Below are 26143 nucleotides of genomic sequence, written 5' to 3'. Positions count from 1 at the left end.
CGCGGGGGCGGGGCCTCCCGGGCTCCCAGGGCGGGGGGGGCCGCCCCCCGGGGTGTTTGACAACGTGACTCCCCCTGGGCCCCCCCACCCCCCCACACAACCCCCGATCTCGTGCTGCTCACCGGTGGCACCGACGGGGGCAACCGGGACGCCGTCGTCTCGGCCGCGCGCGAGCTGGCCGCGGCCGGCTGGCGTGGCCCGGTGGTCGTGGCGGGCAACCGCGAGGCCAACTCGGAGATCGACGAGATCCTGGCCGATGTTCCCCATGTGACCTGCGACAACGTCGTGCCGAAGATCGGTGTGCTGGCGCCCGAGAGCGCCCGCGCGGCGGTCCGGGAGATGTTCCTCGAGCACGTGATCGGTGGCAAGAACCTCAGCAGCCGGGCCGACTTCCGGCGGATCGTCCAGGGGGCGACCCCCGATGTCGTTCTCCAGGGAGTCGAGACGCTGGCCGAGGTGCTCGGCGAGGACGTGGTCGTCGTCGACGTCGGCGGAGCCACGACCGACGTGCACAGCGTGGTCCGCCCCGACCCCGAGGCGGAGCACGTACGCGAGGAGGTCGTCGCCGTCACCCCCGTGACCCGGACCGTCGAGGGCGATCTGGGCATGCGCTGGTCGGCGACCACGACGCTCGCGGCGGCGGACCACTCCGAGACGACCGGAGCGAGGCCAGACGGCGAGCTTGCTCGTCCGTCTGCGCCGAGCGAGGGAGTAAGCGCGCGAAGCGCGCACCCGAGCCTGGCCGAGTCGGATCTCTCCGGCGAGGTCGAGCATCGGCGCAACCACCCCGGCTGGCTGCCGCGCACCGAGCAGGACAAGGACATCGACGAGCTCCTGGCGAGGATCGCGATCTCCACGGCCCTGCAGCGGCACGCGGGACGGTCCCGGGTCGTCCTGGCGCCGAGCGGCAAGGTCATCGAGCGCACCGGCACCGACCTGCGCCGTGTCGGCGTGGTGATCGGCTCCGGCGGTGTGCTCCGGCACGGTCGCCCGGGCATCGAGGAGCGGGTGATGCGCTGGTCGGCTCGCGGTGGATGGCAGCTCCCGGACGAGCCGTTGCGGGCGGTCGACGGCGACTATGTGCTCGCCGCGGTGGGCCTGCTCGCGCGGTCGCACCCCGCGACGGCGCGGCACCTTGCGACCCACCTCACACCCTCCCGGTAGCCTCTGTCAGGTGACAGATCAGGGGGATGCTCCCGGCGGCGAGAAGTCGGCCGCGAAGGAGGGCTTCGAGCGGATGACAGGCGCATTCAGGCGCAACCGGCAGGCGCGTGAGGAACACCGTCACGCCCAGGATGAAGCCGACGCGCGTGAGTCCGCCGAGGTGGCCAAGGAGGCCGCCGCGGAGGCCCGTGAGTCGGCCGAGAACTTCGCGTTACGCCTCGTCAACCAGTTCGAGCGCCTGCGCGAGGAGCGCCAGGAGCAGCTGGCCGCGCCCGAGCCGGTGACGGTGCCCAAGGCGGTCAGCCGCACCGACGTCCCCTACGGTGTCGAGCTCTCCGCGCAGTGGGCCTGGCGGTTCCTGGTCATTGTGGCCGCCGGCTACCTCATCGTCCGCGCACTCGGCTACCTCAGCATCGTCGTCGTCCCGCTGATCATCGCGCTGCTGATCGCCGCGCTCGTCTCCCCGGTCGTCAACGGCCTGGCCCGGATCGGCCTGAAGCGGAGCATCTCGGCGCTCTTCGTGGTGATCGGCGTGCTCGTGGTGGTCATCGCCTTGCTGAGCTTCGCCGGCACGCAGGTCGCCAACGGGTTCAACGACCTGGCCGGACAGACCGTCAAGGCGCTCGACGAGATCCGCGACTGGCTGATCAACGGGCCGTTCAACGCGAGCGAGACCCAGATCGACACCTGGCTCAACACGGTGCAGACCACCCTGGAGGAGTGGGCGGCGTCGTACGCCTCCAACCCGTTCTCCCGGGTCAGCGAGGTCGGCGGGGTAGCTCTCGACGTCTTCGCCGGCCTGTTCATCGTGCTCTTCTCCACCTACTTCTTCTGCGCCGAGGGTGAGCGGATCTGGGGCTGGCTGGTCCGGCTCGCGCCGCGGGCCGCGCGCAGCCGGATGGACAGCTCGGGCCGGGTCGCCTGGGTGTCGCTGACCCAGTTCACCCGGGCCACGGTCATCGTGGCCGCGGTGGACGCGGTCGGCATCATGATCATCGCCGCGGCCCTGCAGGTCCCGTTCGTGGCGGCGATCGGCGTACTCGTCTTCCTGAGCTCGTTCGTCCCCCTGATCGGTGCGACGGTCGCCGGCGCGGTCGCCGTGCTCGTCGCGCTCGTCTCCCAGGGCCCGTTGACGGCGCTGCTGATGCTCGGTGGCGTGATCCTGGTCCAGCAGCTCGAGGCCCACGGCCTGCAGCCGTTCCTGCTCGGCCGCTGGGTGCGGGTCCACCCGCTCGGCGTCATCCTGGCGGTCGCGACCGGCATCGTGCTGGGCGGCGTGGCCGGTGCGCTCGTGGCCGTGCCGCTGGTGGCCGCCCTCAACGCGGTGGCCAACCATCTGACCGCCACGGCCCCGGCTCAGGCGCCGACGTCGCCTCCGCCTCCGTTGCCGGCCACCGGCCCGACCTCCCCACCCCCGCCGAGCCCAGGAGCAGGCAGTGCCTGAGATGCATGGTCAGCCGACGACCGGTCAGCCCACGTATGGCGACATCCTCGAGGCCCGCGAGCTGCTGCGCGACCACATCACCGAGACGCCTGTCCAGGGAGCCCGCTGGCTCACCGACATGATCGGCGACACGGTCATCCTCAAGTGCGAGAACCTGCAGCGTACGGGCTCCTTCAAGGCCCGCGGGGCCTTCGTACGCATCGCCCGGCTGACCGAGGAGCAGCGCAAGAAGGGGGTGGTGGCCGCGAGCGCGGGCAACCACGCCCAGGGCGTCGCGCTGGCGGCGACCACCCTCGGCATCCCGTCCACCGTCTTCATGCCCGAGGGCGCGCCGATCCCGAAGGAGAAGGCCACCCGGACGTACGGCGCTGAGGTGATCTTCGAGGGGCAGTACGTCGACCAGTGCCTCGAGGCCGCGATGGCCTTCGCCGAGCGCACCGGTGCCGTGATGATCCACCCCTTCGACCACCCCGACGTCGTCGCCGGCCAAGGCACGATCGGGCTCGAGATCCTCGAGCAGGCCCCGGACGTGAAGACCGTCGTCATCCCGCTCGGCGGGGGTGGCCTGCTCGCCGGTGCGGCGCTCGCGATCAAGGCGAAGCATCCCGACGTGAAGGTGGTCGGCGTGCAGGCCGAGACGGCCGCCGCCTACCCGGTCTCGCTGCGCGAGGGCCGTCCGATCCGGCTCGACAAGATGCCGACGATGGCCGACGGCATCGCGGTCGGCCTGCCGGGGGAGACCAACTTCCCGATGATCCAGACCTACGTCGACGAGATCCGTACGGTCTCGGAGGAGGCGATCTCGAGCGCGCTGCTGGCGCTCGCGGAGCGGGCCAAGCTGGTCGTCGAGCCCGCCGGCGCTGTCGGCGTGGCCGCTCTGATGGACGCGCCCGAGGCCTTCGAGGGCCCCGTCGTGGTGGTGCTCTCCGGCGGCAACATCGACCCACTCCTGCTCGGCAAGGTGATCCAGCACGGCATGACGCTGGCCGGGCGCTACCTGCCGGTCGCGGTGAAGATCCCCGACCAGCCCGGGGCGCTGGCCACCCTGCTGTCGGTGATCGGCGACACCGGAGCCAACGTCATGGAGGTCGTGCACTCGCGCACCAACCCCGGACTGCGGCTCGCCGAGGTCGGTGTGCAGCTCCAGCTGGAGACCCGGGGTCAGACCCACGCCGAGCGAGTGCTCGAACAGCTGCGCAGCAAGGGATATCCCGCGACCACGCCTTGACGGTTTGACCTGACGTTCCGAGGAACGGTCCGGAGGTCAGATTGCGCAACGTTTCGGTCGCGAACTGTCTTCGGGTGTGGTTGCCTTGTTAAACTGAACATTCTGACAATCTCCCGCAGATCGTTCGGCTGGGTGAAACATGCCCGCTCAGCAGGGAGAAAAGGCGCCGGTTGATGGGGGTTGACCGGCGCCCCTTACCTATTCACTACCCATCAGGAGTAACTCGCTATGACTCAGTCGACCGAGACCACGGCTGCCACTATCTGGCTCAGCAAGGGTGCATTCGACAAGCTCACCGCGGAGTTGGAATCCCTGAAGGGCCCCCGACGCCAGGAGATCCTTGCCGAGATCAGCTCCGCCCGCGACGAAGGTGACCTCAAGGAGAATGGCGGCTACCACGCCGCTCGCGAGGAGCAGGGCAAGCTCGAGGGTCAGATCCAGCAGCTCGAGGCACTGCTGCGCAAGGCCGACACCACTGTCCCCGAGGACGACGGCGTCGTCTCGGTCGGCAAGCTGGTCACGTTCAAGTTCGAGGGCGATGACGACGACGAGGCCGAGACCCGCCTCATCGCCTCGATCGAGATGAAGGACTACGCGGGCGGCGTCGAGATCTCCTCTGCCGCCTCGCCCATCGGCGCTGCCCTCATCGGTGCCAGCGCCGGTGACACCGTGACCTACGAGGGTCCTCGCGGGCCGCTCAAGGTCGAGATCCTGAAGACTGAGGTTTTCACCGGGTAGGGATACCCGGTCAACCGGCCCAACGAACTTCAGGGCCCCTGCACTTCTCCGGCAATGCGCGCCAGAGAAGTGCAGGGATCGCCTGAGAAGTACGGTCAATCGACCGTGCACTCACCCCACTCGACCCGCAGCGCACGGCGCTCGGTCGGGATGGTGATCGTCTGGCGCCCCTCGGTGGCGGTGAACTCGAGGTGGCCGACCTTCTCCTCCTGGTCGTCCTCGGCCTCGACGGAGCAGACCGGCTTCGCGTCCTTGTCGTGGAGGCGTACGACGAAGGTCACCTCGACCTCGTTCTCGCTGACCGCCTCCCACTTCTCCAGGCCGGAGGAGACCTCGGGGTGCAGGGCCATCCACAGCGCCCAGCCGAACCAGCCGACGATAGCCACGAGGGCGAGGACCAGAGCGATCATGAGTACGCCCGGGCGACGGCGCGGGCCGCGGCCGTAGCGGGTCGCGATGCGGGATTCTTCGGCTGACGGCGTGCTCACGGAAACATGGTCCCACCCCGCCGAAGGAGACCGCACATCCGTCCCCGGACGCCTACCACCAAAGTTGTCCGCGGAGTGGGAGCGGGTAACCGATTGGTGAGACGGAGCGTGGTTAGGATTGAACCCATGCCAGAGCAGCTCCAGCAGGCGTTCCGCCTGATGCACGTGCACGCGCACCCCGACGACGAGTCGAGCAAGGGCGCGGGGATCACCGCGAAGTACGTCGCCGAAGGGGTCGACGTCCATGTCGCGACGTGTACGGGCGGCGAGCGGGGCGACATCCTCAACCCGAAGATGGAGCGCCCCGGGATCCTGGAGAACATCCACGAGATCCGCCGCGAGGAGATGCATCGCGCCCGCGACATCCTCGGCATCAAGCAGGACTGGCTCGGCTTCGTCGACTCCGGTTGGGTCGAGGAGTTCATGCTGGTCAAGGAGATGGGGGCCAAGGACTGGTCGCTGCTCCCCGAAGGCTGCTTCGGCCGGACGCCGCTCGAGGTGAGCACGCGCCGGCTCGTCGAGATCATTCGGTCCTTCCGGCCGCATGTGGTCACGACGTACGACGAGAACGGGGGCTACCCGCACCCGGACCACATCATGTGCCACCGGGTCTCGGTGGAGGCGTTCCGGGCGGCGGGCGACCCTGACCTGTTCCCGGACGCGGGCGAGCCGTGGCAGCCGCTGAAGCTCTACTACAGCCACACCTTCAACTACCCCCGCATGGTCGCGCTGCACGAGGCCATCAAGCGTCATGGCCTGGCCTCGCCGTACGAGGAGCGCCTCGAGGAGTGGAAGCCGAACCCGGGCTGGGACGAGCGGGTCACCACGAAGGTGGAGTGCGCTGACTTCTTCGGCGTACGTGACCAGGCCCTGCTCGCGCACGCCACCCAGATCGACCCCGACGGTCCCTGGTTCGCGGTGCCCCGGGAGATCGAGAAGGAGGCCTGGCCGACCGAGGACTTCGAGCTGGTGACCTCCTACGTGCCGGTGCCCGAGGCTGCGAGGCGCGAAGAGACCGATCTGTTCGCCGGTCTCGACGCCTCCACCGCCGACGACGAGGGCAAGGCCGCGGTCGGACGCGAGATCAGCTTCGGCAAGGTCGTCACCGCCTGAAGATCTCTCAGGCACAGGTGAGACAATGTCGGTATGTCCGGCCTCCCGATGACGACGCAGACTCTGCACACCTCCCAGCCCGTTCCTGAGCCCACCCCGCCCCAGGACGAGGACGTGGTCGCGGGCTGGACCGCCTTCGGCATCTTCATCGCTCTCTGCGTCGCCGTCGCGGTGATCGCGTGGAGCATGCTGCGTCAGTTCAAGAAGGTCGAGAAGGCCAAGGTAGAGGGTGTCTTCGGCGAGGAGGCCCAGGCCGAGGCGATCGCCCAGCAGGCCGCCAAGGACGAGATCAAGAAGCTGAAGCGGTAGCTCGCGAGGGCCAGGCGCTCAGAGCGTCGGGGCGATCGAGGGCAGCAGGTCCTGGAACGTACGCCCGTTGCCGATCTCGCCGAGCGCGGTCATCGCCCAGCCGCCGTCCTGACGGCTGACCTTGGCCATGATCTCGGCGGTGTGCGGCCCGGTCTGGCTCACGTCGAAGCGGGCGATCTCGGTGTGGGTGTTCTCGTCGACCAGTCGGCAGAAGGCGTTCTGGATCTGGGCGAAGCTCTGTCCGGTGAAGGAGTTGATCGTGAACACGATCTGCGCGACCTCGGCCGGCACACGGTCGAGATGGACGATGATCGACTCGTCATCGCCCTCGCCGGCACCGGTGCGGTTGTCGCCGGTGTGGACGACGGCGCCGTCCCTGGACTTCAGCTGCCGGAACCAGGCCTGGTCGAGGTGGCCGCCGGCCGCGTCGTAGAGGATCGCGGAGGCGTCCATGTCGACGTCGGCGCCACGGAAGCCGCCGAAGAGACCCTGTCTGACCGCGTCCCAACCGAGCGCTATCCGGACGTGGATCATGCTGCTGCCGTCACCTGTGGTGAGCGAGACCGACTGTCCCTTGGTGAGCGAGACGGACACTGATCCTCCGAGGGCTGGACCGACGCGGGCCGGAGCGGGCGGGACGCGACCAGCCTAGTGGTCATCGCCTCAATTTCGTCCCCGTTCCGCCGCCATGGCACGCACTGGGCGGCGTTGCCCCCGCTCGAAAGACCCCGGTATGCCTTCGCGGGGGCGCCTCGCCCAGCACGCACCCTGACGACGGACCAGGGACGAACTATCGGCTCAGACCACTAGTCAATCGTGACGGTCACCGGCTCGGTTCCGGTCGCCTCGACCAGGATCCGGTTGTGCTCGCCCTCGCCGACGACCTTGCCGCCCTCGACGGCGATGTCCGCCCCGGAGGGGTAGTGGATCGGGCTGACGAAGATCTCGGTCGGCTCGTCGATCTCCGCGGACGGCTCGTAGGTGTAGCTGAACGCGCCGGTGGCGGGGTCGAAGGAGAGGTCGACCGGGGTGCCGGCCGTGGCCTGCGGATAGGTGCGGACCAGCGTACGCAGCTTCTCGGACTTCACCGTCGAGAGATCGGCGTCGTCGGCGAACATCCCCTGCGCGCCGTCGGCGGTGGTCGGGTCGTCCCAGTGCTTGTAGGCCCAGTGCATCCAGGAGGTGAAGTGGTCGTCGGCCGAGGCGGTGTCGATGGCCAGCAGCTCGGTGTTGTCGGTCGCGCCGAACTCCGACATCAGGTTGGTCGCGCCCATCGTCTCGGCCTGCTCGAGCGCCTCGAGGTTGTGGGTCTCGTCGTAGTCCTTGCAGCCGCTGACCCCGATCGGGATGCCCTGGGAGTCGAGATAGCCGTAGGGGCAGTAGCTGTGCCAGGAGTAGCCGACCTGGTCGTCGTTCGCCGGCCCGAAGCTCGAGTTGGGGACCTGATTGGCGAGCAGCTGCGACTCGTACCAGACGATGCCGTCGGGGTCGGACCGCCGGATCGCCGCCGTCGCCCTCTCGTACGCCGGCTGGAACTCGTCCCGGTAGGAGCTCGCGCACCCGGTGATCGGGCAGGTCAGCCACTCCCGGCCCGCCCACGGCTCGTTGATGAGGTCGTAGCCCATCGAGTAGGGCTGGTCGCCCCACCGCTGCGCGACCGCGCCCCAGGCCGCGGCCCAGCCGTCCTGCACACCGTTCCTGTTCGCCCAGAAGTTGTCGTAGACGGTGGCCAGCTCGGGCGTGATGTACGTCGCAGGGAAGGACAGCTTGATCGGCGGGTGCAGGTTGTAGGGCGCCGGCCGTTTCGCTGCCCAGTCGGGCACGCCCTCGCCGCCGTAGGTCTCGTGCCACATGTCCTGGTGGAAGTCGTACTGCATCCAGATGCCCTTGTCGGCGAGCAGGTCGATCACGCGCTGCCAGTCGTCGAGGTAGTCCTCGTCGACCTGCCCAGGGGCGTCCGGGGTCACGCCCGCCCACAGGGTGCCGATCCGGGCACCGTTGAAGCCGTGCTCCGCCAGCCAGTCCGCGTCGGCCGCGGTGAAGCCCTCGGCCGAGTCGGGTGGGACGTACGGATCGTGCTTCCAGACGAGGTTCTGCCCGTGCACGAGCACGATCCGGCCGTGCTGGTCGACCAGCCAGCGCCCCTCGCGGGACAGCCGTTGGGCCCCCTTCGTCGGATCAGCCTCCGCCGGGTCGGCGCCGGCTGGTCCGACCGGACTCAGCAGTGAGGTCCCGAAGGCGAGCACAGCCGCCGCGGCGGCAACGATGGCGAAGCTTCCCGAGCGACGTGACATGTGCGGAACCTAGTGCTCTTGGTCACGTCCGGCAAGAACACGTTCTCATTCTGAACGGCGGGCCGGGCGCAGGGGCTGCTCGGACAGGACATGCAGTGGACAGGGACGGCCTGTCTGCGGTTGAGTCAGACGAGGAGCATTGGGGGAGAATGTCACCTGTGAGAGACGAAGCGAGCGGCTGGTCAGGCACCTGGGTGGCCGAACGTCTGGGCGTGCGTCTGCGGACGACCGACGCGCCGAGCGGGATGATGCTCACCGATCTGGTCGGTCTGGCGGTGCGACGCAACCCCCGCCGGGCACAGCTCCTGGTCTCCTCCGTCCTCGGCAAGCACGTCCCGACCGACCCGCGTCTGGTGACCGACGCCGGGCTGCGCCTGGGCGCCAAGGCGCGCGCGGCGGTCACCGGTGACGCGGTGGTCCTCGGCTACGCCGAGACCGCGACCGCGCTCGGTCATCTCGTCGCCGACGCCCTCGGGGCGCCTTACCTGCACTCCACCCGCCGGGTCGTCGACGGCATCGAGTCCGTCGCCGACTTCTTCGAGGAGCACTCGCACGCGACCGCCCACCGGCTGCTCCCCGCCGATCCGGCTTTCCTCGCCCGTGCCGAGACCCTCGTGCTGGTCGACGACGAGGTCATCACCGGCAAGACGGTCGTCAACACCATCCGGGCACTGCACAAGAAGTTCCCGCACAAGCACTACGTCGTGGCCGCGCTGGTCGACCTGCGCTCGGAGGACGACCGGGGCCGGATGCAGCGCTCGATCAAGCGGTTGCGCGCGACCTTGGACGTGGTCTCCCTCGCGAGCGGCGAGATCGAGCTGCCCGAGGACCTCGCCGACAACGGCAACCGGCTCATCGACACCGTCGAGAACCTCCGTCAGCTGGCCGGGGTCGAGCCGAGCCGGCGTCCGCGCGGCGAGGTCGTCCAGGTCGTCGCGACCTGGCCACGCGCAGTTCCGGAGGGTGGCCGCCACGGCTTCACGCCCAGCGCCGCCGGTTCCTACGAGTCGGCCGTCACGGTGACCGCCGCGGCCGTCGCCGGCCGCATCCCCGACGGCCCGGTGCACGTCCTCGGCACCGAGGAGCTGATGTACGCCCCGCTGCGGATCGCCTCCGCGCTCGCGGACCGCCGCGCGGCCGAGGGCCGCCGCCACGAGATCACCTACTCGACGACCACCCGGTCGCCGGTGCTCGACGTCGATGACCCGGGCTACGCGATCCGCACCGCGATCACCTTCCCGTCCCACGACGACCCGGCCGACGGCGACGGGCCACGCTTCGCCTACAACCTGCATGAGGGTGCCTTCGAGACGATCGTGCTGGTCGTCGACGAGCCGGCCGACACACCCGCGCTGCACGAGGAGGGCGGCCTGGTCGATCAGCTCGCCCGGCTCGCGCCGCGGGTCGTGGTCGTGACCATCCCGGCGTACGCCCCGGAGCCGCGCCACGACCAGCCCGCCCGGCAGCTGCCTGCTCCGCTCCACGGGCCGGCCTTCGGCTCCTACGACCGCGACGACGTCGCCTGGCTGCTCAACGACCTGTCAGCGGACCCGGCGGGCGCGCCGGCCGAGGAGCCCGCAGAGGCACACCGGGAGCTCTTCGACGAGGCCCTGACCGCATCGGCCCAGCGGGTCGCGTACGCCATCGGCCTGGTCACCGAGCAGGTGCTGGCCAGGCGCGGGCAGGACGCCGTGCTGGTCTCCCTGGTGCGTGCCGGCATCCCGATCGGGGTGCTGATGCGGCGCTGGGCGCAGCGCGTGCACGGGCTCGACCTGCCCCACTACGCGATCTCGATGATCCGTGGGCGCGGCATCGACCAGACCGCGCTCGCCTACCTGGCTGCCCACCACGACCCCGCTCAGGTGATGTTCGTGGACGGGTGGACCGGCACGGGCGCGATCGCCCGCGAGCTGGCCGCGTCGGTCGAGAAGGCCAACTCGACGCTCGACGCCCATCTGGCCTCGCCGTTCTCCCCGGAGCTCGCGGTCCTCGCCGACCCGGGCCGGAGCGTGGCGGTCTACGGCACCCGCGAGGACTACCTGATCCCGTCGGCCTCCCTCGGGTCGACCGTCTCGGGCCTCGTCTCGCGCCCCGTCATCGACGACGACCGGGTCGGCCCCAACGACTTCCACGGCGCGGTGTTCCACGCCGACCTGGCTCCGGCCGACGTGTCCAAGAAGTTCATCGACACCGTCGCCGCCCGCTTCCCGATCGTGCGCACCAAGGTGATGCTCGACCTCGGTGCCCACCTCGGCGGCGACCACACGCCCACCTGGGTGGGCTGGGACGCGGTCGAGGAGGTCGCGGAGAAGTTCGCGGACGGCGACGTCAGCCTCGTTCAGGCCGGCGTCGACGAGACCCTCCGGTTGCTGCTGCACGGCGAGCCGGCGAAGATCCTGGTGGACCCGGCCCACGACGCCGATGTGAGTCACGTGAAGAAGCTCGCCGAGGCGCGCGACGTGCCGGTGGAGCGCATCTCCGGCCTGCCCTACTCCTGCATCGGTCTCGTACGTCCCTGATGCCGGTGCGCCCGCCACAGGACCTGGTCGTCGTCGGAAGCATCAACGTCGATCTGACGGCGCTCGTCGAGCGGTTGCCCGGCGCCGGAGAGACCGTCGGCGGTGGTCGGCTGCGCCGTGACGTCGGTGGGAAGGGTGCCAACCAGGCCGTCGCGGCGAGCCGGCTCGGAGCGCGAGTGCGGATGGTCGGCGCGGTCGGCGCCGATGCCGACGGTACCTGGGCGGTCGAGACGATCCGGGCCGCCGGGGTCGACGTCGCCGGTGTTCGCATCACCGACTCGCCGACCGGCACGGCACTGATCGCCGTCGACGCGACGGGGGAGAACCAGATCGTGGTGTGCGCCGGCGCCAACGCGTCGGTCGCCGCCGACGGGATCTCGGTCGGGGTGGACGAGGCCGTGCTGATGCAGCTCGAGCTGTCGCTCGAGGTGATCCGCGCGGTCGCCGCGCGGGCGCCGGGGTTCGTCGCGCTCAACGCCGCCCCGGCCCGGCCCCTCCCGGCCGACCTCGTCGGGCGGGTGGACCTGTTCATCGTCAACGAGACCGAGTACGCCGCCATGCCCGAGCTGCGCGCGGCCCGGCGGGTCGCGGTGACCTACGGCGCCGCGGGTGCGGCCATGATCACCGAGGGCACCGAGACCGCTCGCGTCCCGGCCGCGCCGGCGCCGGAGGTGGTCAGCACCGTCGGCGCCGGCGACGCGTTCTCCGCTGCGCTCACCCTCGCGATCCAGGCCGGCGCAGGGGACGAGGAGGCGCTGCGTACGGCCTGCGCGGTCGGCGCGGCCGCGGTCGCGCACCCCAGTGCCCAGCCGCCGCTGGAGCGGTTGGAGACGTACGCCTAGCCCAGCGCCTTGCGGAAGAAGTGGGTGGCGTGGGGGTTGTCGTTGTAGCGGTCGATGCGCTCGTACCCGGCCCGCTCGTACATCCCGATCGCCTCGCTGAGGACGTCGCGAGTGTCGAGGCGTACGACCCGGTGGCCCAGCCGCAGCGCCTCGGCCTCCAGGTGGCGCAGCAGGCGTGAGCCGAGGCCGGCGCCGCGCCAGGCGGGGTCGACCCACATCCGCTTGATCTCGGCGGTGCCCTCGAACTCGCGGACCGCGCCGGAGGCGACCGGGGCCCCGTCGCTGGCGGCGACGAAGAAGGTGCCGTGGGGCGCTCGCAGCGAGGGGTCGTCGCCGAAGCCCTCGTCGCCGACCGTGAACCCGAAGCGGTCGCCGATCTCGGCGAAGTAGTGGCCCATCGCCTCCTGGGCCATCGGGTCGCGCGGGTCGACCTGCTCGATGGTGATCGCGGCGGCCCGTACCAGCAGGTCGGCCGTCGCCAGCGCCTCGTTGAGGCGGTCGCGCTGCCGCTGGGTCAGCGGATCGAGCAGCAGATGGGCGCGCTCCTCGGAGCGGCGCTCGAGGTCGTCCCACTGCTTGAGGCCGTCCTCGGTGAGCACCACCAGTCGGCGCCTGCCGTCGGCCGGGTCGCGGTCCGTCGCGATGTACCCCTTGCTCTCCAGCGTCCGCAGCATCCGGCTGACGTAGCCGGAGTCGAGGCCGCCGAGGCGGGTCCTGAGGTCTTGAACGGTGATGGCCGAAGCGGAGCCCGAGGCGGTCGGCAGGGCGCCGAGCCCGATCTCGTAGAGGATCCGGGCCGTGCCGTAGGGGAGACCACTGCCGAGGAAGGAGTCCTCGAGCGCTCCCACCCGACGGACGTAGCTCATGTTGAACTTGCGCATCACCGAGGTGTCCACTGTCATATACCTGACTTTAGTCAGGTATCTCCGTGAACCCAAGGGCAAATTCCCCACAGAAGACAAACGGCCCGTCCTCTCGGACGGGCCGTTCTGATGGGGTGAGTAACGGGACTTGAACCCGCGACATCCGCCACCACAAGGCGGCGCTCTACCAGCTGAGCTATACCCACCATCGGCCCGCACAGCGCATGTCCGAGCCAGCAAGAATTATAGGGGAATCAGGCCGGATCTGTGGAATCGGGGGTGGCCGCCGGGTCACCGAGGCCGGTGATCGAGGCTCCGTGCCGGCCGGCGATCTCCTTCGCCACCTCGGAGTCCGGTCCGGGCATCGGCACGAAGACCGCCTCGCGGTAGTAGCGAAGCTCCTCGATCGACTCCTGGATGTCGGCCAGCGCGCGGTGGTTGCCGCGCTTGGGGGGAGCCGAGAAGTAGGCCCGCGGGAACCAGCGACGCGACAGCTCCTTGATCGAGGAGACGTCGACGTTGCGGTAGTGGAGGAACCCCTCCAGCTCGGACATGTCGCGGGCCAGGAAGTTGCGGTCGGTGGCCACCGTATTGCCACCCAGCGGCGGCCGGGAGTCCTTGCCGCAGTGCTCCCAGACGTACGCCAGGACCTGCTCCTCCGCCTCGCGCATCGGCACACCGTTCTCGAGCTCGACCAGCAGGCCGGACTTGGTGTGCATGTCGCGTACGAAGTCGTCCATCTGCTCCAGCGCCTCGGCCGGGGGCTTGATGATGATGTCGACCCCGTCGCCGAGCACGTTGAGATCGAAGTCGGTGACGAGGGCTGCCACCTCGATGAGCGCATCGTGCTCGAGGGACAGCCCTGTCATCTCGCAGTCGATCCAGACCAGACGTTCGTTCAGTGAAGCCACGCAGAGCACCATAACGCCGCTGGTCAACGGCTTCGCGGAGGGTTAGGAGACGATGTGATAACGGTTCCCATGGCGTGGTTTCAGCCTGCGCTCAGGAGAGGCACCTATGTTGGCTTCATGAGCACGGATTCAGACAGCAGCCCTTCGCGCAAGGAGAAGCGTGAGGCCCGCGCTGCCAAGGCCGCCGCGGAGCTGGAGGCCCTGCGTAAGAAGCAGGCCCGCAAGTCGATCCTCACCGTCGTGGCGGTCTGCGCCGCCATCGCGGTGATCGTCGGTGGCCTGGTCTGGTTCAGCCTGAACCGGTCCGGTGGTGACGAGATCACCGCGGCCAAGGCCGGCAGCAGCGAGCACGGCCTGGTCATCGGTCCCGACGACGCGCCCCGCAAGGTCGTCATCTACGAGGACTTCCTGTGCCCCGTGTGCGGTGACTTCGAGGCAGCGTCCGGTGAGGATCTCGCCGAGCTGGCCGCCGAGGGCAAGGTTCAGGTCGACTACCGCCCGTTCGTCCTCCTCGACCGGTTCGGCCCCTACTCCGAGCTCGCCACCTCGAGCTTCGCGGTTGTCCAGGAAGAGGCCGGCAACCAGGTCGCCAAGAAGTTCCACGACCTGCTCTTCGAGAACCAGCCCAGCGAGGCCGGCCCCTACCCCGAGGCTGCCGATCTCGTCGACCTCGCCGTCGAGGCCGGAGCCGAGGAGTCCGCGGTCAAGGACCGCATCGAGAACCTCGACGGCAAGGCCTGGTCCGACGCCGCCACTGCGGCTGCCACCGCGGACGGTGTCCACGGGACTCCTACCATCCTGCTCGACGGGGAGCAGTTCCTGGAGGGCAACACCATGGAGGAGATCGCCGCGAACCTGGTCGAGCAGATCTCCTGACCTGGTCTCGGGCGGCGTGGCGTACCTCTCGCTGGTGGTCCGATCCGCGCTGCCCAGGGTTCGGCTGCCGTTTCGGTAGGGGGCTTACGGTTCGGCGACAGCCAAGGGCGGCTGGGCCGAAGACCCCTACGCGAAGGTGCTCGAGATGGCGTACGCGACGACCGAACAAGGCCATCGGATCTATGTGAAGCCGACCGATCCGCGGGCGCTCGGCCTGATCGCCAACAAGGGGCGGATCATCCGCGGCTCGCTCGAGCTGTGGCGGCTGGCGCTCGGGCTGCACGAGTGGCAGACCGTGATCGACATCGGCGTGAACTACGGCGAGATGCTCGTCGGGGTGGACGTCCCCGACGGGGTGGAGCTGATCGGGTTCGAGCCGAACACCTCGCTGCACAAGGTCCTGCGCAAGACCCTCGAGACCCGTGGGATCGCGATCGACCTGCGCTCGCAGGCCGTGGCCGACAAGCCCGGGACCGCGCGGTTCGCGGTCGACCGGACCTGGTCGGGGACGTCGTCGCTCTACGACGAGCGCCACGACGGCTCGGCCCGCTGGCAGCTCCGCGACGTCGAGGTCACCACGCTCGACGAGGTGCTCGGCGGGTCGGCGCGTTCGTTCTGCGTGAATGTGGACGTCGAGGGGTTCGAGCGCGAGGTGGTCGCCGGTGCAGCCGGGTCTCTGGCGGGCACGGAGCGCTGGGCGCTGATGCTCGAGATCGAGCACATGGGTCGTGGCTATCTGGCCGAGCTGGCCCGGACTCGCGACGTCTTCGTCATGGAGAAGGACTCGAGCGCGTTGCGACGGGTGCCTGACCGACGCATCGCCGTCGAGGAGCTTCTCGACGACCCGGCCCTGCACCGCCAGGACTGTCTGGTGCTGAGCCCGCCACTGGCCGCTGAACAGCGCTAACGTAGCAACATGACCGAGATCCAGATCGTCGAGCAGTTCCTGGCCGCGCTCGAGACCGGAGAGGTCGACGCCGCGCTGGCGCTGTGTGCCGAGGACGTCACCTACCAGAACGTGCCCATCCCGCCGGCCCGTGGCCTCTCCGAGGTCGGGCGCCAGCTGCGGGTCATGGGGAAGTACACGACCGGCTTCGAGGTCCGGATGATCAACATCGCGGCCAACGGGCCGGTGGTGCTCACCGAGCGCATCGACGTGCTCAGCCGAGGCTCGGTCTCCGCCGAGTTCTGGGTGTGCGGCACCTTCGAGGTGCGCGACGGCAAGATCGTGCTGTGGCGCGACTACTTCGACTGGACGACGTTCATCGCGGCCGGCATCAAGGGCGTCGGCCAAGCCGCGTTCGGTGCGATCCGGAAGGCCGTCGGCCGCTGAGCCGTTGTGCGCGCTGCACGAGACACCTCGTGCGCTGTTCCTGTGACGCCAGTCACAGTGAGCCCTACTCTCGGAGACATGCCTCGTGCGTCAGCCGCTCTCCTCGCCCTGCTCCTGACCGCTTCCGCCCTGGTCGCCTCGACCGGCCCGGCGCTCGCCGACCGCGAACCACCCGGTGACCAGCCGCTGCCGGGCTACACGATCAGCAACCCGCCGGTGGCGCCGATCGTCGTCGGCGGCGAGGAGACCACGGTGCGTCAGGGCGTGCGCGAGCACGCCGCGTACGTCCTCGAGGTGCCGGCGAACTGGAACGGCGAGCTGGTGATGTGGGCCCACGGCTATCGCGGGCTCAGCTACACGCTGACGCCCGAGACGCCGGGGTTCGGGCTGCGGCGTACGTTCCTCGAGCAGGGCTACGCTTGGGCCGCGTCGAGCTACTCGACGAACGGCTACGACGTGGGCGCCGGGGTGCGATCGACCCGGGACCTGGCGACGTACGCCTCCAAGCTGCTGCCGCGCAAGGCGACCCGCACCTATGTGACCGGGGTGTCGATGGGCGGGCACGTGATCGGGCGCTCGCTGGAGCAGTATCCGGGCTTCTACGACGGCGCGATGCCGATGTGCGGGCAGCTGGGGGACGTGGAGCTCTTCGACTTCTTCGTCGACTACAACCTCGGTGCGCAGGCGCTCGCCGGGCACGACGCGTACCCTTACACCAAGGACTATCAGAGCGTAGACGTCCCGGTGATCAAGGAGCGGCTCGGGCTCGGCGGCACCCTGAGCCCGGAGGGCGAGCAGCTGCGCGCGATGACCATCGAGCGCAGCGGTGGCCCGCGCCCGGGCGCGGAGGCGGCCTTCGGGCAGTGGAAGGACTTCCTCTTCACGCTGCCGTCGGTCGACGACGGCGGCACGCTGGGCTTCAACATCGGCCGCGTGGCGACCAACCGGGACACCGTCTACACGCCGAGCTCGCCGGTCGACCTGAACACGGAGATCGAGCGGGCCGACCCCGCCGACCCGGCCGGGCGCTACAGCCACCGGCTCAACGCCCCATCCCGGATCTCCGGCCGTCCCACCGCCCCGGTGGTGAGCCTGCACAACCTCGGCGACATGTTCGTGCCGTTCTCGCTGGAGCAGATCTACGCACGCGAGGTGGCCCGCCACCACCGCGACCGTCTGGTCGTGCAGCGCGCGATCCGCTCGGCCGGGCACTGCGAGTTCAGCCCCGCCGAGGCCTCGGCCGCCTGGGGCGACCTCGTCGAGTGGGTCGAGCACGGCGACCGCCCGGCCGGCGACGACGTGCTCGACCGGGCAGCTGTCGCCGCACCCGACTACGGCTGCGCGTTCACCGATCCCGCGGCGTACGGAACCGGGTCGCGTCGTCTCTACGCGCGCTGCCCCTGACCGCGGCTAGGGCCTTTTCCGAATGCGGAAGCGCCGGCCATACGCCGCCCAGCACGCGCCCTGGCGGCGCCTGGCCAGGCCACGCGCTGGACGGCGTCTGGCTCGGCGCCGCATTCCGAATCAGCCCCTAGCGGACGACGTCGTAGACGAGCTTGATGATGCCGTTGGCGTAGGTCTCCGACTCGACCAGCGCGAGCCGCTGCTTGTCCTTGTCGGTCTCGCTCCACATCGACTTCCCGGCGCCGAGGACGACGGGGAAGACGAGCAGGTGGTAGCGGTCGATCAGGCCGGCGTCGGAGAGGTTGCGGGCGAGCTCGGCGCTGCCGGCGATCAGGATCGGGCCCCCGTCGCCCTGCTTGAGCTTCTCGACCTCGTCCAGCGACCTCACGATGTTCTGCGGACCCCAACCTTCGACCAGGGCGTCGTCGCCGAGGGTCGTCGAGACGACGTACTTCGGAATCGCCTTGACCACCGCGAAGTCCTCGATGTCGGGCCAGATCGGCGCGAACGCCTCATAGCTGCGCCGGCCGAACATCAACGCGCCGGCCTCCTCCATCTCGCTGCCCTTGATCGCGTAGGCCTCCGGCAGGAACTCGATGTCCTTGTAGGTCCAGCCGCCGCTGCGGTGCTGCTCGTATTCGGAGCCGCCGCCGGGGGAGTCGACGACGCCGTCGATGGATACGAATGCGGAGTAGATGAGTGTGCGCATGGGGCCGATCCTGCCGCCCCGGCTAGTACGGCGCCAGGGGTTTCCGGGCGCTACCGTGAATGTCATGACGGCCCGACGACGTGCTCAGGAGTTCTGCGAGGCGTACGGCCTCTCGATGCCGATCCTTCAGGCGCCGATGGCGGGTGCCTGCCCGCCCGCGGCGGCGGCCGCGGTCGCCGATGCCGGTGGGATGGGCGCGGCGGGGGTGGTGCTCGACTCGCCCGAGCGGATCGCGGAGTGGGCCGCCGAGTTCCGGTCGCTGTCGACGGGTCCGTTCCAGCTGAACATCTGGATCCCCGACCCGGCCGATGACGACCCGACCAGGATCTCGGCCGCCGAGGAGTTCTTGGGAAGGTTCGGTACGCCGGGCCCCGAGCAGCCGCCCGCGCCGTCGTTCGAGGAGCAGTGTGAGGCGATGCTCGCCGCCCGGCCGAGGGCCGTCTCCTCGATCATGGGTCTCTTCTCGCCGGAGTACGTCGACCGCCTGCACGAGGCCGGGATCGCCTGGTTCGCGTGCGCCACGACCCTGGCCGAGGCGATCGCCGCGCAGGAGGCTGGTGCCGACGCCGTCGTGGCGCAGGGTCTCGAGGCCGGCGGGCACCGAGGGGTCTTCGAGCCGGAGACGGCGGAGCGTACGGCCGTAGGGCTGTTCGCGCTGCTGCCGCACATCGTCGACGGTGTCGACGTGCCGGTCATCGCCACCGGCGCGATCGCCGACGGACGCGCCGTCGCCGCCGCGCTGACCCTCGGGGCGAGTGCCGTGCAGATCGGCACCGCGCTGCTGCGTTCGCCGGAGACCGCGATCGCCGACGCCTGGGCGGGCTCGCTGGACGGGCTCGCGCCGGAGGACACGGTCGCCACCCGGGCCTACTCCGGCCGCCTCGGCCGCGCCGCGCCGACGCCGTATGTGCGCTCCTGGGAGGCGCCGGGGGCGCCGTCGCCCGCGCCCTATCCGCACCAGCGTCGGCTGGTCGCCAGGTGGCGCAAGGGGACGCCCGACCCCGCTGCCGAGGTGACCTTGGACCGGGCCAACCACTGGGCCGGCCAGGCCGCGGCGCGCGCGGCGGCCGAGCCGGCCGCCGACATCGTGACCCGGATGTGGAGCGAGGCTCGGAGCCAGCTGCCGGACACGGTCCAGAGCGACGGTGTAGAACGGAAGGCATGAGCGAAACCTGGCCCCAGCGACTGCTCGCGGACGGCTTCGGCCGGATCGCGGAGACCCTTCCTTCGATCGTCGACGGGCTCTCTGTCGACGACCTGCTGTGGCGGCCCTACGACCGCGCGAACTCGATCGCCTGGATCCTGTGGCACATCGCCCGGATGGAGGACGCCCAGATCGCGCCGCTCGCCGGCACCGACGAGGTGTGGGCGAGCGACGGCTGGGTGGAGAGGTTCGGGCTGCCCTATCGGCCGCGGGCGATGGGGTACGGACAGTCCGCCGAAGAGGTCGCGGCATTCCGGCTGGAGGACCCGACGCTACTGACCGGCTACTACCAGGCCGTCCACGCGGCCACGATCGAGCTGGTTGGCTCGCTGAGCGAGGAGGATCTCGCTCGCGTCATCGACGAGCACTGGGACCCGCCGGTCACCACCGCGGTGCGACTGGTCAGCGTCGTCGACGACGCCGCCCAGCACATCGGCCAGGCGGCGTACGTGAAGGGCTTGCTGAGTCTTCGCTGATTCAGCGCCCAGGTCAGAGGACGGCGGCGATGGCCTCGTCGATCGAGGCGTCACCGGAGACCAGCTCCCACTGCTTGCCGACGGTGGCGTCGTCATCGATCACGGCGGCGATGACCGCGGCCACGTCGGCGCGCGGGATGGTGCCACGGTCGAGCTTCGGGGCCAGCTTCACCCGCCCGGTTCCGGGGTCGTCGGTGAGGCTGCCGGGACGCAGGATGGTCCAGGCGAGGTCGCTGTCGCGCAGGGCGATGTCGGCGTCGCGCTTGGCCTCGACGTACGCCTTCCACACCTCTCCGGCATCGGCCGGGACCGGCTCGTCGACGCCGATCGCCGAGACCTGTACGAAGCGCCGGATGCCGGCGGCCTTGGCGCCCGCGATCGACTTGGTCGAGCCCTCCAGGTCGACGGTGCGCTTGCGCTCGATGTTGCCGTCGGGGCCGCCGCCTGCGGCGAAGACCACCGCGTCGCAGCCGGCGAAGGCGGCGGCGAACCCGTCGGCGTCCTGGGTCTCGATGTCGAGCAGGCCGACCTCGGCGCCGAGCGCCTCGAGCTCGGCTCGGTAGCTCTCGCGGCGTACGAGCGCGACCGGGGTGTGGCCCGCGGCCGCGAGGATCGGATGGAGATGCATGGCGACCTTGCCGTGGCCGCCGACGATGGCGATGCGCATGCCTCCACGATAGGCGCATCCGCCACTGACAATTGTCACCGTGGGGTCCGGACAATCAGATCTGACGTCCGGGTGCCGCGGAGCGCGAGTCTGGAGACACCACCCACGGTGGGTGGTGGAGACGGAGGACAGGCATGACAACCGTGACGAACGAGACCGCGCAGCGCACCCGGGTCGGCTGGCCGCGGATCGGCGGCGTGGCGGCCGCGGCGGCCGTGGCCGCAACGGCCGTGTGGCTGCTGTGGACCCAGGCCGGGGGAGTGGAGCTCGAGGTGAAGTCGGGCGCCGGCAGCCAGCAGATCGGGATCGGGTCGGTGATCGTCAGCAGTCTGCTGATCGCACTGGCGGGCGGGGCGCTGCTGCGCTGGTGGGAGGGCCGTTCCGAGCGCGGGACGCGGCGATGGACGATGCTCGCCGTCGCGATCGCCGTGCTCTCCCTGATCACACCGACCAGCGCGCTCACCCTGGCTGCCGGACTGGGCCTCGCGAGCCTGCATGTCGTGGTCGCCGTTGTGGTCATCGCCGGCCTGCGGCGGCGATAAGGTGACGAACGTGTCCGGGTTGTGGTGTCACCTCCAGACGACCGGAGCGAGGTCGACCGGCGAGCTTGCTCGTCCGGGCGCGCCGAGCGAGGGAGTGACCGCGCGAAGCGCGGTGCGCCACGGCGTGGTGCTGGTGTGGCTGCCGGTGCTGCTGCTCTTCCCGCTGCTCAACCTCTCCGGTGAGGCGTTGCCGGCCGTCGGCCAGGTGGTCCTGGTGGTGGCCCTTGCTGGGGCCGCGGTGGCTCTCGTGGTCACGGGCCGGGTCCGTGTCCTGCTGCCTGTCCTCGTCGTGCTGATCGTGCTGGCCGCGATGCAGGGCGAGGGCTGGCAGACGGTCTGGGGCGTGCTGGCCATCGTGTCGCCGACGGTGCTGCGGGGCTGGCGCCTGCTGGTGGCGATCGTCGCGGCCACGGTCGGCGTCGCGGTCTCGATCGCATTGATCGAGGGCATCGGCGACGCCTACCTGCTCAGTGTCGGCGGCACCCTGCTCAGCGGCATCACCACGACCTCCTTCCTGCGTCTGATCGAGGCGGTCGAGCAGCTCCGCCGCACCCGCGAGGAACTGGCCCGGGCGGCGGTGGCCGAGGAGCGCGCCCGGATGTCGCGCGACCTCCACGACCTGCTCGGCCATACGTTGAGCGTGATGGTGGTCAAGGCCGAGGCCGTACGCCGCCTGGCGGCTCGTGACCCCGAGGCAGCCGCCGCGCACGCGGCCGACATCGAGGAGGTCGGGCGCGCCGCGCTGGCCGACGTCCGGGTCGCCGTCGACCAGATGAAGACGCTCTCCCTGGCCGACGAGCTCGACGGCGCACGTCGCGCGCTCGACGCCGCCGGGATCCGTACGTCGGTGACCGCTGCCCCCGCCGAGGTGCCCGACATCGCCGGCCAGGCGCTCGCCTGGGTCGTGCGGGAGGGCGCCACGAACGTACTCCGGCACTCCGGGGCGGCCAGCTGCCGCTTCGAGCTCACCGAGGACGGCGGCGAGTTCCGGCTCGCCGTGGTCGACGACGGAATCGGCGGTCCGGTGGACACGAGCGAGAGGTCAGGCGGACTCGAGGGCCTGCGGCAGCGGTTGCATGCGGTCGACGGTCGCCTCGACGTACGTCCTGGGGTCGACGGGTTCCGCCTCGAGGCGCGGGTGCCGGCATCGTGATCCGCATCCTGCTCGCCGAGGACCAGGCGATGATGCGCGGCGCGCTCGCCGTGCTGCTGGGGCTCGAGGACGACCTCGAAGTGGTCGCCCAGGTCGGGACCGGCACCGAGATCGTGCAGACGGCGCTCGAGGTGCGCCCCGATGTGGCCCTGCTCGACATCGAGCTGCCCGGGATCAGCGGAATCGAGGCCGCGCGCGAGCTGCGCGCGTCGATCCCGGAGTGCCGGGTGATGATCCTGACGACGTTCTCCCGGCCCGGCTACGTGCGCGAGGCGATGGCCGCGGGCGCGGTCGGCTTCCTGGTCAAGGACGGGCCGGTCGAGGAGCTGGCCGACGCGATCCGCCGGGTGCTGCGTGGCGAGACGGTCCTCGACCCCGCCTTGGCCGCCGCTACGCTCCGCGCCGCCCCGAACCCGCTGACCGCGCGCGAGCGCGACGTGCTCGCGGCCTCCGAGGACGGGTCGAGCATCGCCGACATAGCCGGCCGGCTCTTCCTCTCGCCGAGCACGGTGCGCAACTATCTCTCGGCCGCGATCGGCAAGACCTGCACCCGCAACAAGACCGAGGCGGCCCTCACCGCTCGCCGCAACGGCTGGCTCGCCTGACGCTGCGCGATCAGGCCGGGGCCGGCGACAAGGACCCGAGCGCGTGCACGAGCGGCGCGAGTTCGGGGATCTCGGCGGCCTCGTCCAGTGCCGTACGCAGCACCTCGTCGTGCAACGGGCGGGCCTTCTTCAAGAGGGCGCGTCCGGTAGGCGTGAGCTCGGTGTAGATCCCGCGGCGGTCGTCGGCACACAGGATCCGGGTGAGGAGGTCGCGGTTCTCCAGGCGCGTGACCAGGCGGGTCGTGGCCGAGGAGGAGAGGGCGGCCGCGCGCGCCAGCTGCTGCATGCGCATGTGCCAGCCGTCCTGGCGGCTGAGCGCGTCGAGCACGGTGAACTCGACGACCGACAGCCCGTGCTCGCGCTGCAGCGCCTTCTCGAGCGCGGCCTCGATCAGGCCGTGCACGGCCGCCAGCGTGCGCCAGCCCTGTGCGCGGATCTCGACGGCGTCGTCAGCGATTCCCATGGGTCCTCCTTCGTGGACACCTCAAGCATACCCGAGTTGCGCGGATAGTGCGCGCGTGCAACTATAAATACGAAGCGTGTGCAACTAATGCGCACGCGGACTATCGACAGACGCAACCCGTCCACGTTCAGGAGTCATCCATGCCCGTCGCACTGCTAGCCCTCGCGATCGGAGGGTTCGGCATCGGCCTCACCGAGTTCGTCATCATGGGCCTGCTGCCCGAGGTCTCCACCGACTTCGCAGTCAGCGAGACCACCGCCGGCTACCTCATCTCCGGTTACGCCCTCAGCGTCGCGATCGGCGCGATCGCCCTGACCCTCGCGCTCACCCGCGTGCCCCGTAAACGAGCCCTGCTCGGCCTGATGGTGCTGTTCATCCTCGGCAACCTGATCTCCGCGATGTCGCCCGACTACGCCACGATGATGGTCGGCCGGATCGTCGCGGCCCTGTGCCACGGCGCCTTCTTCGGCATCGGCGCCGTCGTCGCCGCGCAGCTGGTCGCTCCGGAGCGCAAGGCCAGCGCGATCGCCTTCATGTTCGGCGGTCTCACCCTCGCCAACGTCCTCGGCGTACCTCTCGGCACCCTGCTCGGCCAGGCCGCCGGCTGGCGCTCGACCTTCTGGGCCATCACGGTCATCGGCATCATCGCCTTCATCGGCATCGCCCTCCTCGTCCCGGCCCACACCGGTCGCGGCGAGGCAGCCGCCCCGGCCGTACGCACCGAGCTGGCCGCCTTCGCCAACCCGCAGGTCTGGTTCTCGATCGCCCTGACCGTGCTCGGCTACGGCGGCATGTTCGGCGGGTTCACCTACATCGCCTTCACCCTGACCGAGGTCAGCGGCTTCTCCGCGGGCGCGGTCCCGCTGCTGCTCGTCCTCTTCGGCGTCGGCCTCTTCTTCGGCAACATCGTGGGCGGCCGCGCCGCCGACCGCGACGTGGTGAGGACCCTCGGGGTGCTCCTGGCCGCCCTGACTCTCGTCCTCGCCGCCTTCGCCCTCGTCGCGACCAGCCAGGTGCTGACCGTCGTCGCGCTGGTTCTGATGGGCGCGGTCGGCTTCGGCACGGTGCCGGCCCTGCAGATGCGCGTGATGGGGTACGCCGACCAGGCCCCCACCCTCGCCTCCGGCGCGAACATCGCCGCCTTCAACCTCGGCAACGCGCTCGGCGCCTGGATCGGCGGCATCACCCTCGCCGCCGGGCTCGGCTACACCTCGCCGCTGTGGGCGGGCGCCGGGGTCACCGCGCTCGGTCTGCTCGTGCTGCTGGTCGCCGTCCGTGCGCCCGGGGGCGAGCGGCGTACGTCCGTTCCCGTCCCTGCCTGAACCTCACCCAACTCCCGAGAGAAGAGAAGTCTCATGACCATCCCGAACATCACCCTGAACAACGGCGTCGAGATGCCGAAGCTCGGCTACGGCGTCTTCCAGGTGCCCGACGACGAGACCGAGGCAGCCGTGACCGCGGCGCTCGAGGCCGGCTACCGCAGCATCGACACCGCGGCGGTCTACGGCAACGAGGCCGGCGTCGGCCGCGCGCTCGCGAAGTCGGGCATCGCCCGCGAGGAGCTCTTCATCACCACGAAGCTCTGGAACGCCGACCACGAGCGGCCGGTCGAGGCGTACGAGAAGAGCCTCGAGCTCCTCGGTCTCGACCAGGCCGACCTCTACCTGATCCACTGGCCCACCCCCGCCCGTGACCTGTACGTCGGCGCCTGGCAGGGCCTCGAGGAGCTGTACGCCGCAGGCCGGACCCGCGCGATCGGTGTCTCGAACTTCCTGCCCGAGCACCTGGACCGGATCGTCGGGCTCGGCGGCACGGTGCCGGCGGTCAGCCAGATCGAGCTGCACCCGGCGCTGCAGCAGCGCGCCACGGTCGCTGCCGGCGACCGGTTCGGGATCGCGACCGAGGCCTGGAGCCCGCTCGCCCAGGGCGCGATCCTCCAGGATCCGGCGATCACCGCGATCGCCGACCGTCTCGGCTGCACTCCTGCCCAGGTGATCCTGCGCTGGCACCTCCAGCAGGGCCGGATCGTCATCCCCAAGTCGGTGACCCCGGCGCGGATCGCGCAGAACCTCGACGTGTTCGGCTTCGATCTCACCGACGCCGACCTGGCCACGATCGACGCGCTGGAGTGCGAGGGCCGCACCGGTCCGGACCCGGCGACGTTCAACGCCGCCTGATATCTGCGCCTGATATCTGCGCCTGATATCTGCGGCTGGTATCTGGGGGAGCAGGTGTTATCGAAGGGTGATCGGCCCGGGGGAGATGTCCGGGCCGGTTGCGGGCATGCTTGGCGCATGCGATTGACCGAGCATGAGCTCACCGTGGCCCTGACCGGGACGGCCAAGACCGTCCTGGCCTCCGGCCGGAGGTTCCGCAAGGGCGGTGCCGACATCGACAAGGTCTGGGACGAGACCGACCGCTTCCAGCGTTTCAAGCTCCTGGACAGCATCGGCACCCAGATCTTCCCGGTGCTCACCGACCTCCCCGACATCGAGGTCCCGGTCGGTGGTCGTCCAAGCTTCCCGGAGGAGCAGATCCGCGAGTCCGTCGAGCGCAACATCGGTGACGACGTCGGCCGGCTCCGCCGGGCGGTCACGGTCAAGGCACGCGTCGCGCTCGTCCAGGCCGCCCTCTCCAACCTGCCGCCCCGGGCTGAGGGCGACCTGCGCCTGGCTGACTGAGCCAGTGACCGGGAGGCGTAAGTTCCAGGGGTTGTCCCAGCGGCCGTCGGCCTGAGCCGCCTCGACCTCGGCCACGGTCGGCCGCTCCAGCACCGGTTCACCGTCGATGGTCTCCAC

The 26143-nt window shown here is 70.3% G+C and carries 27 protein-coding genes, 1 tRNA gene and 1 pseudogene; 20 read left to right on the top strand and 9 right to left on the bottom strand.

What is annotated here, in order from left to right; translation table 11 throughout:
* Positions 1–96: 96 nt before the first annotated feature.
* The 4 genes and pseudogenes from ACFWQC_RS08195 to greA all read left to right on the top strand — a co-directional run.
* Positions 97–1164, top strand: a pseudogene (locus ACFWQC_RS08195) (glutamate mutase L); the annotation flags it as partial.
* A gap of 10 nt (positions 1165–1174) precedes the next feature.
* Positions 1175–2608, top strand: a complete 1434-nt coding sequence (locus ACFWQC_RS08190) for an AI-2E family transporter (protein ID WP_378675639.1) — start codon at positions 1175–1177, stop codon at positions 2606–2608.
* A 1-nt stretch (position 2609) separates the two neighbouring features.
* Entirely contained in the window at positions 2610–3836 is a 1227-nt protein-coding gene (gene ilvA / locus ACFWQC_RS08185; RefSeq protein ID WP_378675743.1) for a threonine ammonia-lyase, read from the top strand.
* 228 nt (positions 3837–4064) lie between these two features.
* Positions 4065–4574, top strand: a complete 510-nt coding sequence (gene greA, locus ACFWQC_RS08180; RefSeq protein ID WP_378675636.1) for a transcription elongation factor GreA — start codon at positions 4065–4067, stop codon at positions 4572–4574.
* 95 nt (positions 4575–4669) lie between these two features.
* Here greA and ACFWQC_RS08175 read toward each other — a convergent pair whose 3' ends face one another.
* Entirely contained in the window at positions 4670–5062 is a 393-nt protein-coding gene (locus ACFWQC_RS08175) for a DUF4307 domain-containing protein (RefSeq protein WP_378675633.1), read from the bottom strand.
* A 126-nt stretch (positions 5063–5188) separates the two neighbouring features.
* Here ACFWQC_RS08175 and mca point away from each other — a divergent pair, with 126 nt between their 5' ends.
* Positions 5189–6175, top strand: coding sequence for a mycothiol conjugate amidase Mca (mca, locus tag ACFWQC_RS08170; protein ID WP_378675630.1), 987 nt, complete (start codon positions 5189–5191; stop codon positions 6173–6175).
* A gap of 48 nt (positions 6176–6223) precedes the next feature.
* Positions 6224–6484, top strand: a complete 261-nt coding sequence (locus ACFWQC_RS08165; RefSeq protein WP_378675627.1) for a hypothetical protein — start codon at positions 6224–6226, stop codon at positions 6482–6484.
* 18 nt (positions 6485–6502) lie between these two features.
* Here ACFWQC_RS08165 and ACFWQC_RS08160 read toward each other — a convergent pair whose 3' ends face one another.
* Both ACFWQC_RS08160 and ACFWQC_RS08155 read right to left on the bottom strand, forming a co-directional pair.
* Positions 6503–7078 (bottom strand): TerD family protein, encoded by a 576-nt coding sequence (locus tag ACFWQC_RS08160; RefSeq protein WP_378675624.1) that lies wholly within the window; start codon positions 7076–7078, stop codon positions 6503–6505.
* Between the two features lie 212 nt (positions 7079–7290).
* Positions 7291–8778 carry a cellulase family glycosylhydrolase gene (locus ACFWQC_RS08155; RefSeq protein ID WP_378675621.1) on the bottom strand — a complete coding sequence of 496 codons (1488 nt, stop codon included), beginning with the start codon at positions 8776–8778 and terminating at the stop codon, positions 7291–7293.
* A 158-nt stretch (positions 8779–8936) separates the two neighbouring features.
* Between ACFWQC_RS08155 and ACFWQC_RS08150 the strand changes: the two genes are divergently transcribed.
* Positions 8937–11297 carry a phosphoribosyltransferase domain-containing protein gene (locus ACFWQC_RS08150; protein WP_378675618.1) on the top strand — a complete coding sequence of 787 codons (2361 nt, stop codon included), beginning with the start codon at positions 8937–8939 and terminating at the stop codon, positions 11295–11297.
* Positions 11297–12139, top strand: coding sequence for a ribokinase (locus ACFWQC_RS08145; protein WP_378675615.1), 843 nt, complete (start codon positions 11297–11299; stop codon positions 12137–12139). Before ACFWQC_RS08150 ends, ACFWQC_RS08145 begins: the two co-directional genes overlap by 1 nt.
* Here ACFWQC_RS08145 and ACFWQC_RS08140 read toward each other — a convergent pair.
* From ACFWQC_RS08140 to orn, 3 genes are all read right to left on the bottom strand, one after another.
* Positions 12136–13041: a GNAT family N-acetyltransferase gene (locus ACFWQC_RS08140; protein ID WP_378675612.1), complete on the bottom strand. Its 906-nt coding sequence runs from the start codon at positions 13039–13041 to the stop codon at positions 12136–12138. The two genes, ACFWQC_RS08145 and ACFWQC_RS08140, sit on opposite strands and share 4 nt — an antisense overlap.
* Positions 13042–13132: 91 nt before the next feature.
* Positions 13133–13208: transfer RNA gene (locus ACFWQC_RS08135), tRNA-His, on the bottom strand.
* A 48-nt stretch (positions 13209–13256) separates the two neighbouring features.
* Entirely contained in the window at positions 13257–13925 is a 669-nt protein-coding gene (gene orn / locus ACFWQC_RS08130; RefSeq protein ID WP_378675741.1) for an oligoribonuclease, read from the bottom strand.
* 105 nt (positions 13926–14030) lie between these two features.
* On the opposite strand from orn, the gene ACFWQC_RS08125 reads away from it, so the two are divergent.
* From ACFWQC_RS08125 to ACFWQC_RS08110, 4 genes are all read left to right on the top strand, one after another.
* Positions 14031–14789: a DsbA family protein gene (locus tag ACFWQC_RS08125; protein WP_378675609.1), complete on the top strand. Its 759-nt coding sequence runs from the start codon at positions 14031–14033 to the stop codon at positions 14787–14789.
* Positions 14790–14934: 145 nt separating this feature from the next.
* Positions 14935–15696 (top strand): FkbM family methyltransferase, encoded by a 762-nt coding sequence (locus ACFWQC_RS08120; protein WP_378675606.1) that lies wholly within the window; start codon positions 14935–14937, stop codon positions 15694–15696.
* Positions 15697–15705: 9 nt separating this feature from the next.
* Positions 15706–16122: a limonene-1,2-epoxide hydrolase family protein gene (locus ACFWQC_RS08115; RefSeq protein ID WP_378675603.1), complete on the top strand. Its 417-nt coding sequence runs from the start codon at positions 15706–15708 to the stop codon at positions 16120–16122.
* Positions 16123–16200: 78 nt separating this feature from the next.
* A complete protein-coding gene (locus tag ACFWQC_RS08110; RefSeq protein WP_378675600.1) occupies positions 16201–17526 on the top strand; it encodes a hypothetical protein in 1326 nt (441 codons plus the stop codon).
* 127 nt (positions 17527–17653) lie between these two features.
* Here ACFWQC_RS08110 and ACFWQC_RS08105 read toward each other — a convergent pair whose 3' ends face one another.
* Positions 17654–18235, bottom strand: coding sequence for a dihydrofolate reductase family protein (locus ACFWQC_RS08105; protein WP_378675597.1), 582 nt, complete (start codon positions 18233–18235; stop codon positions 17654–17656).
* A 64-nt stretch (positions 18236–18299) separates the two neighbouring features.
* Here ACFWQC_RS08105 and ACFWQC_RS08100 point away from each other — a divergent pair, with 64 nt between their 5' ends.
* A complete protein-coding gene (locus tag ACFWQC_RS08100; protein WP_378675594.1) occupies positions 18300–19400 on the top strand; it encodes an NAD(P)H-dependent flavin oxidoreductase in 1101 nt (366 codons plus the stop codon).
* Positions 19397–19915 (top strand): DinB family protein, encoded by a 519-nt coding sequence (locus ACFWQC_RS08095; RefSeq protein WP_378675591.1) that lies wholly within the window; start codon positions 19397–19399, stop codon positions 19913–19915. Before ACFWQC_RS08100 ends, ACFWQC_RS08095 begins: the two co-directional genes overlap by 4 nt.
* Before the next feature lie 13 nt (positions 19916–19928).
* On the opposite strand, the gene ACFWQC_RS08090 is transcribed toward ACFWQC_RS08095, so the two are convergent.
* Complete coding sequence (locus ACFWQC_RS08090; RefSeq protein WP_378675588.1) at positions 19929–20582, bottom strand: NAD(P)H-binding protein; 654 nt, start codon at positions 20580–20582, stop codon at positions 19929–19931.
* Positions 20583–20716: 134 nt separating this feature from the next.
* Here ACFWQC_RS08090 and ACFWQC_RS08085 point away from each other — a divergent pair, with 134 nt between their 5' ends.
* From ACFWQC_RS08085 to ACFWQC_RS08075, 3 genes are read left to right on the top strand one after another with little or no spacing between them, the layout of a single operon-like run.
* On the top strand, positions 20717–21124 hold the full coding sequence (locus ACFWQC_RS08085) for a DUF6069 family protein (RefSeq protein ID WP_378675585.1): 408 nt from the start codon (positions 20717–20719) through the stop codon (positions 21122–21124).
* 10 nt (positions 21125–21134) lie between these two features.
* Positions 21135–22277, top strand: coding sequence for a sensor histidine kinase (locus ACFWQC_RS08080; RefSeq protein ID WP_378675582.1), 1143 nt, complete (start codon positions 21135–21137; stop codon positions 22275–22277).
* Positions 22274–22882: a response regulator gene (locus ACFWQC_RS08075; protein ID WP_378675579.1), complete on the top strand. Its 609-nt coding sequence runs from the start codon at positions 22274–22276 to the stop codon at positions 22880–22882. The genes ACFWQC_RS08080 and ACFWQC_RS08075 overlap by 4 nt, the downstream gene beginning before the upstream one ends.
* A 10-nt stretch (positions 22883–22892) precedes the next feature.
* Here ACFWQC_RS08075 and ACFWQC_RS08070 read toward each other — a convergent pair whose 3' ends face one another.
* Positions 22893–23345 (bottom strand): MarR family winged helix-turn-helix transcriptional regulator, encoded by a 453-nt coding sequence (locus tag ACFWQC_RS08070; protein WP_378675576.1) that lies wholly within the window; start codon positions 23343–23345, stop codon positions 22893–22895.
* Between the two features lie 140 nt (positions 23346–23485).
* Here ACFWQC_RS08070 and ACFWQC_RS08065 point away from each other — a divergent pair, with 140 nt between their 5' ends.
* The 3 genes from ACFWQC_RS08065 to ACFWQC_RS08055 all read left to right on the top strand — a co-directional run bounded on the left by ACFWQC_RS08065 (position 23486) and on the right by ACFWQC_RS08055 (position 26026).
* A complete protein-coding gene (locus ACFWQC_RS08065; protein ID WP_378675573.1) occupies positions 23486–24667 on the top strand; it encodes an MFS transporter in 1182 nt (393 codons plus the stop codon).
* 33 nt (positions 24668–24700) lie between these two features.
* Positions 24701–25522, top strand: coding sequence for an aldo/keto reductase (locus tag ACFWQC_RS08060; protein ID WP_378675571.1), 822 nt, complete (start codon positions 24701–24703; stop codon positions 25520–25522).
* Positions 25523–25639: 117 nt separating this feature from the next.
* Positions 25640–26026, top strand: coding sequence for a hypothetical protein (locus ACFWQC_RS08055; RefSeq protein WP_378675568.1), 387 nt, complete (start codon positions 25640–25642; stop codon positions 26024–26026).
* Positions 26027–26143: the final 117 nt, after the last annotated feature.

Source organism: Nocardioides sp. NPDC058538, assembly GCF_042719275.1.
In the GTDB taxonomy this organism is placed as follows: Bacteria; Actinomycetota; Actinomycetes; order Propionibacteriales; family Nocardioidaceae; genus Nocardioides.
Note: the sequence above shows the minus strand (reverse complement) of the source record. Positions and strands in the feature narration are given on the sequence as shown.

Excerpts from the sequence above, each read along its gene's own strand:
- ilvA (WP_378675743.1), top strand. The coding sequence starts at position 2,610 with ATGCATGGTCAGCCGACGACCGGTCAGCCCACGTATGGCGACATCCTC.
- greA (WP_378675636.1), top strand. The coding sequence starts at position 4,065 with ATGACTCAGTCGACCGAGACCACGGCTGCCACTATCTGGCTCAGCAAG.
- mca (WP_378675630.1), top strand. The coding sequence starts at position 5,189 with ATGCCAGAGCAGCTCCAGCAGGCGTTCCGCCTGATGCACGTGCACGCG.
- ACFWQC_RS08165 (WP_378675627.1), top strand. The coding sequence starts at position 6,224 with ATGACGACGCAGACTCTGCACACCTCCCAGCCCGTTCCTGAGCCCACC.
- ACFWQC_RS08155 (WP_378675621.1), bottom strand. The coding sequence starts at position 8,778 with ATGTCACGTCGCTCGGGAAGCTTCGCCATCGTTGCCGCCGCGGCGGCT.
- ACFWQC_RS08145 (WP_378675615.1), top strand. The coding sequence starts at position 11,297 with ATGCCGGTGCGCCCGCCACAGGACCTGGTCGTCGTCGGAAGCATCAAC.
- ACFWQC_RS08140 (WP_378675612.1), bottom strand. The coding sequence starts at position 13,041 with ATGACAGTGGACACCTCGGTGATGCGCAAGTTCAACATGAGCTACGTC.
- orn (WP_378675741.1), bottom strand. The coding sequence starts at position 13,925 with ATGGTGCTCTGCGTGGCTTCACTGAACGAACGTCTGGTCTGGATCGAC.
- ACFWQC_RS08125 (WP_378675609.1), top strand. The coding sequence starts at position 14,031 with ATGAGCACGGATTCAGACAGCAGCCCTTCGCGCAAGGAGAAGCGTGAG.
- ACFWQC_RS08120 (WP_378675606.1), top strand. The coding sequence starts at position 14,935 with ATGGCGTACGCGACGACCGAACAAGGCCATCGGATCTATGTGAAGCCG.
- ACFWQC_RS08115 (WP_378675603.1), top strand. The coding sequence starts at position 15,706 with ATGACCGAGATCCAGATCGTCGAGCAGTTCCTGGCCGCGCTCGAGACC.
- ACFWQC_RS08110 (WP_378675600.1), top strand. The coding sequence starts at position 16,201 with ATGCCTCGTGCGTCAGCCGCTCTCCTCGCCCTGCTCCTGACCGCTTCC.
- ACFWQC_RS08105 (WP_378675597.1), bottom strand. The coding sequence starts at position 18,235 with ATGCGCACACTCATCTACTCCGCATTCGTATCCATCGACGGCGTCGTC.
- ACFWQC_RS08100 (WP_378675594.1), top strand. The coding sequence starts at position 18,300 with ATGACGGCCCGACGACGTGCTCAGGAGTTCTGCGAGGCGTACGGCCTC.
- ACFWQC_RS08095 (WP_378675591.1), top strand. The coding sequence starts at position 19,397 with ATGAGCGAAACCTGGCCCCAGCGACTGCTCGCGGACGGCTTCGGCCGG.
- ACFWQC_RS08090 (WP_378675588.1), bottom strand. The coding sequence starts at position 20,582 with ATGCGCATCGCCATCGTCGGCGGCCACGGCAAGGTCGCCATGCATCTC.
- ACFWQC_RS08085 (WP_378675585.1), top strand. The coding sequence starts at position 20,717 with ATGACAACCGTGACGAACGAGACCGCGCAGCGCACCCGGGTCGGCTGG.
- ACFWQC_RS08070 (WP_378675576.1), bottom strand. The coding sequence starts at position 23,345 with ATGGGAATCGCTGACGACGCCGTCGAGATCCGCGCACAGGGCTGGCGC.
- ACFWQC_RS08065 (WP_378675573.1), top strand. The coding sequence starts at position 23,486 with ATGCCCGTCGCACTGCTAGCCCTCGCGATCGGAGGGTTCGGCATCGGC.
- ACFWQC_RS08060 (WP_378675571.1), top strand. The coding sequence starts at position 24,701 with ATGACCATCCCGAACATCACCCTGAACAACGGCGTCGAGATGCCGAAG.
- ACFWQC_RS08055 (WP_378675568.1), top strand. The coding sequence starts at position 25,640 with ATGCGATTGACCGAGCATGAGCTCACCGTGGCCCTGACCGGGACGGCC.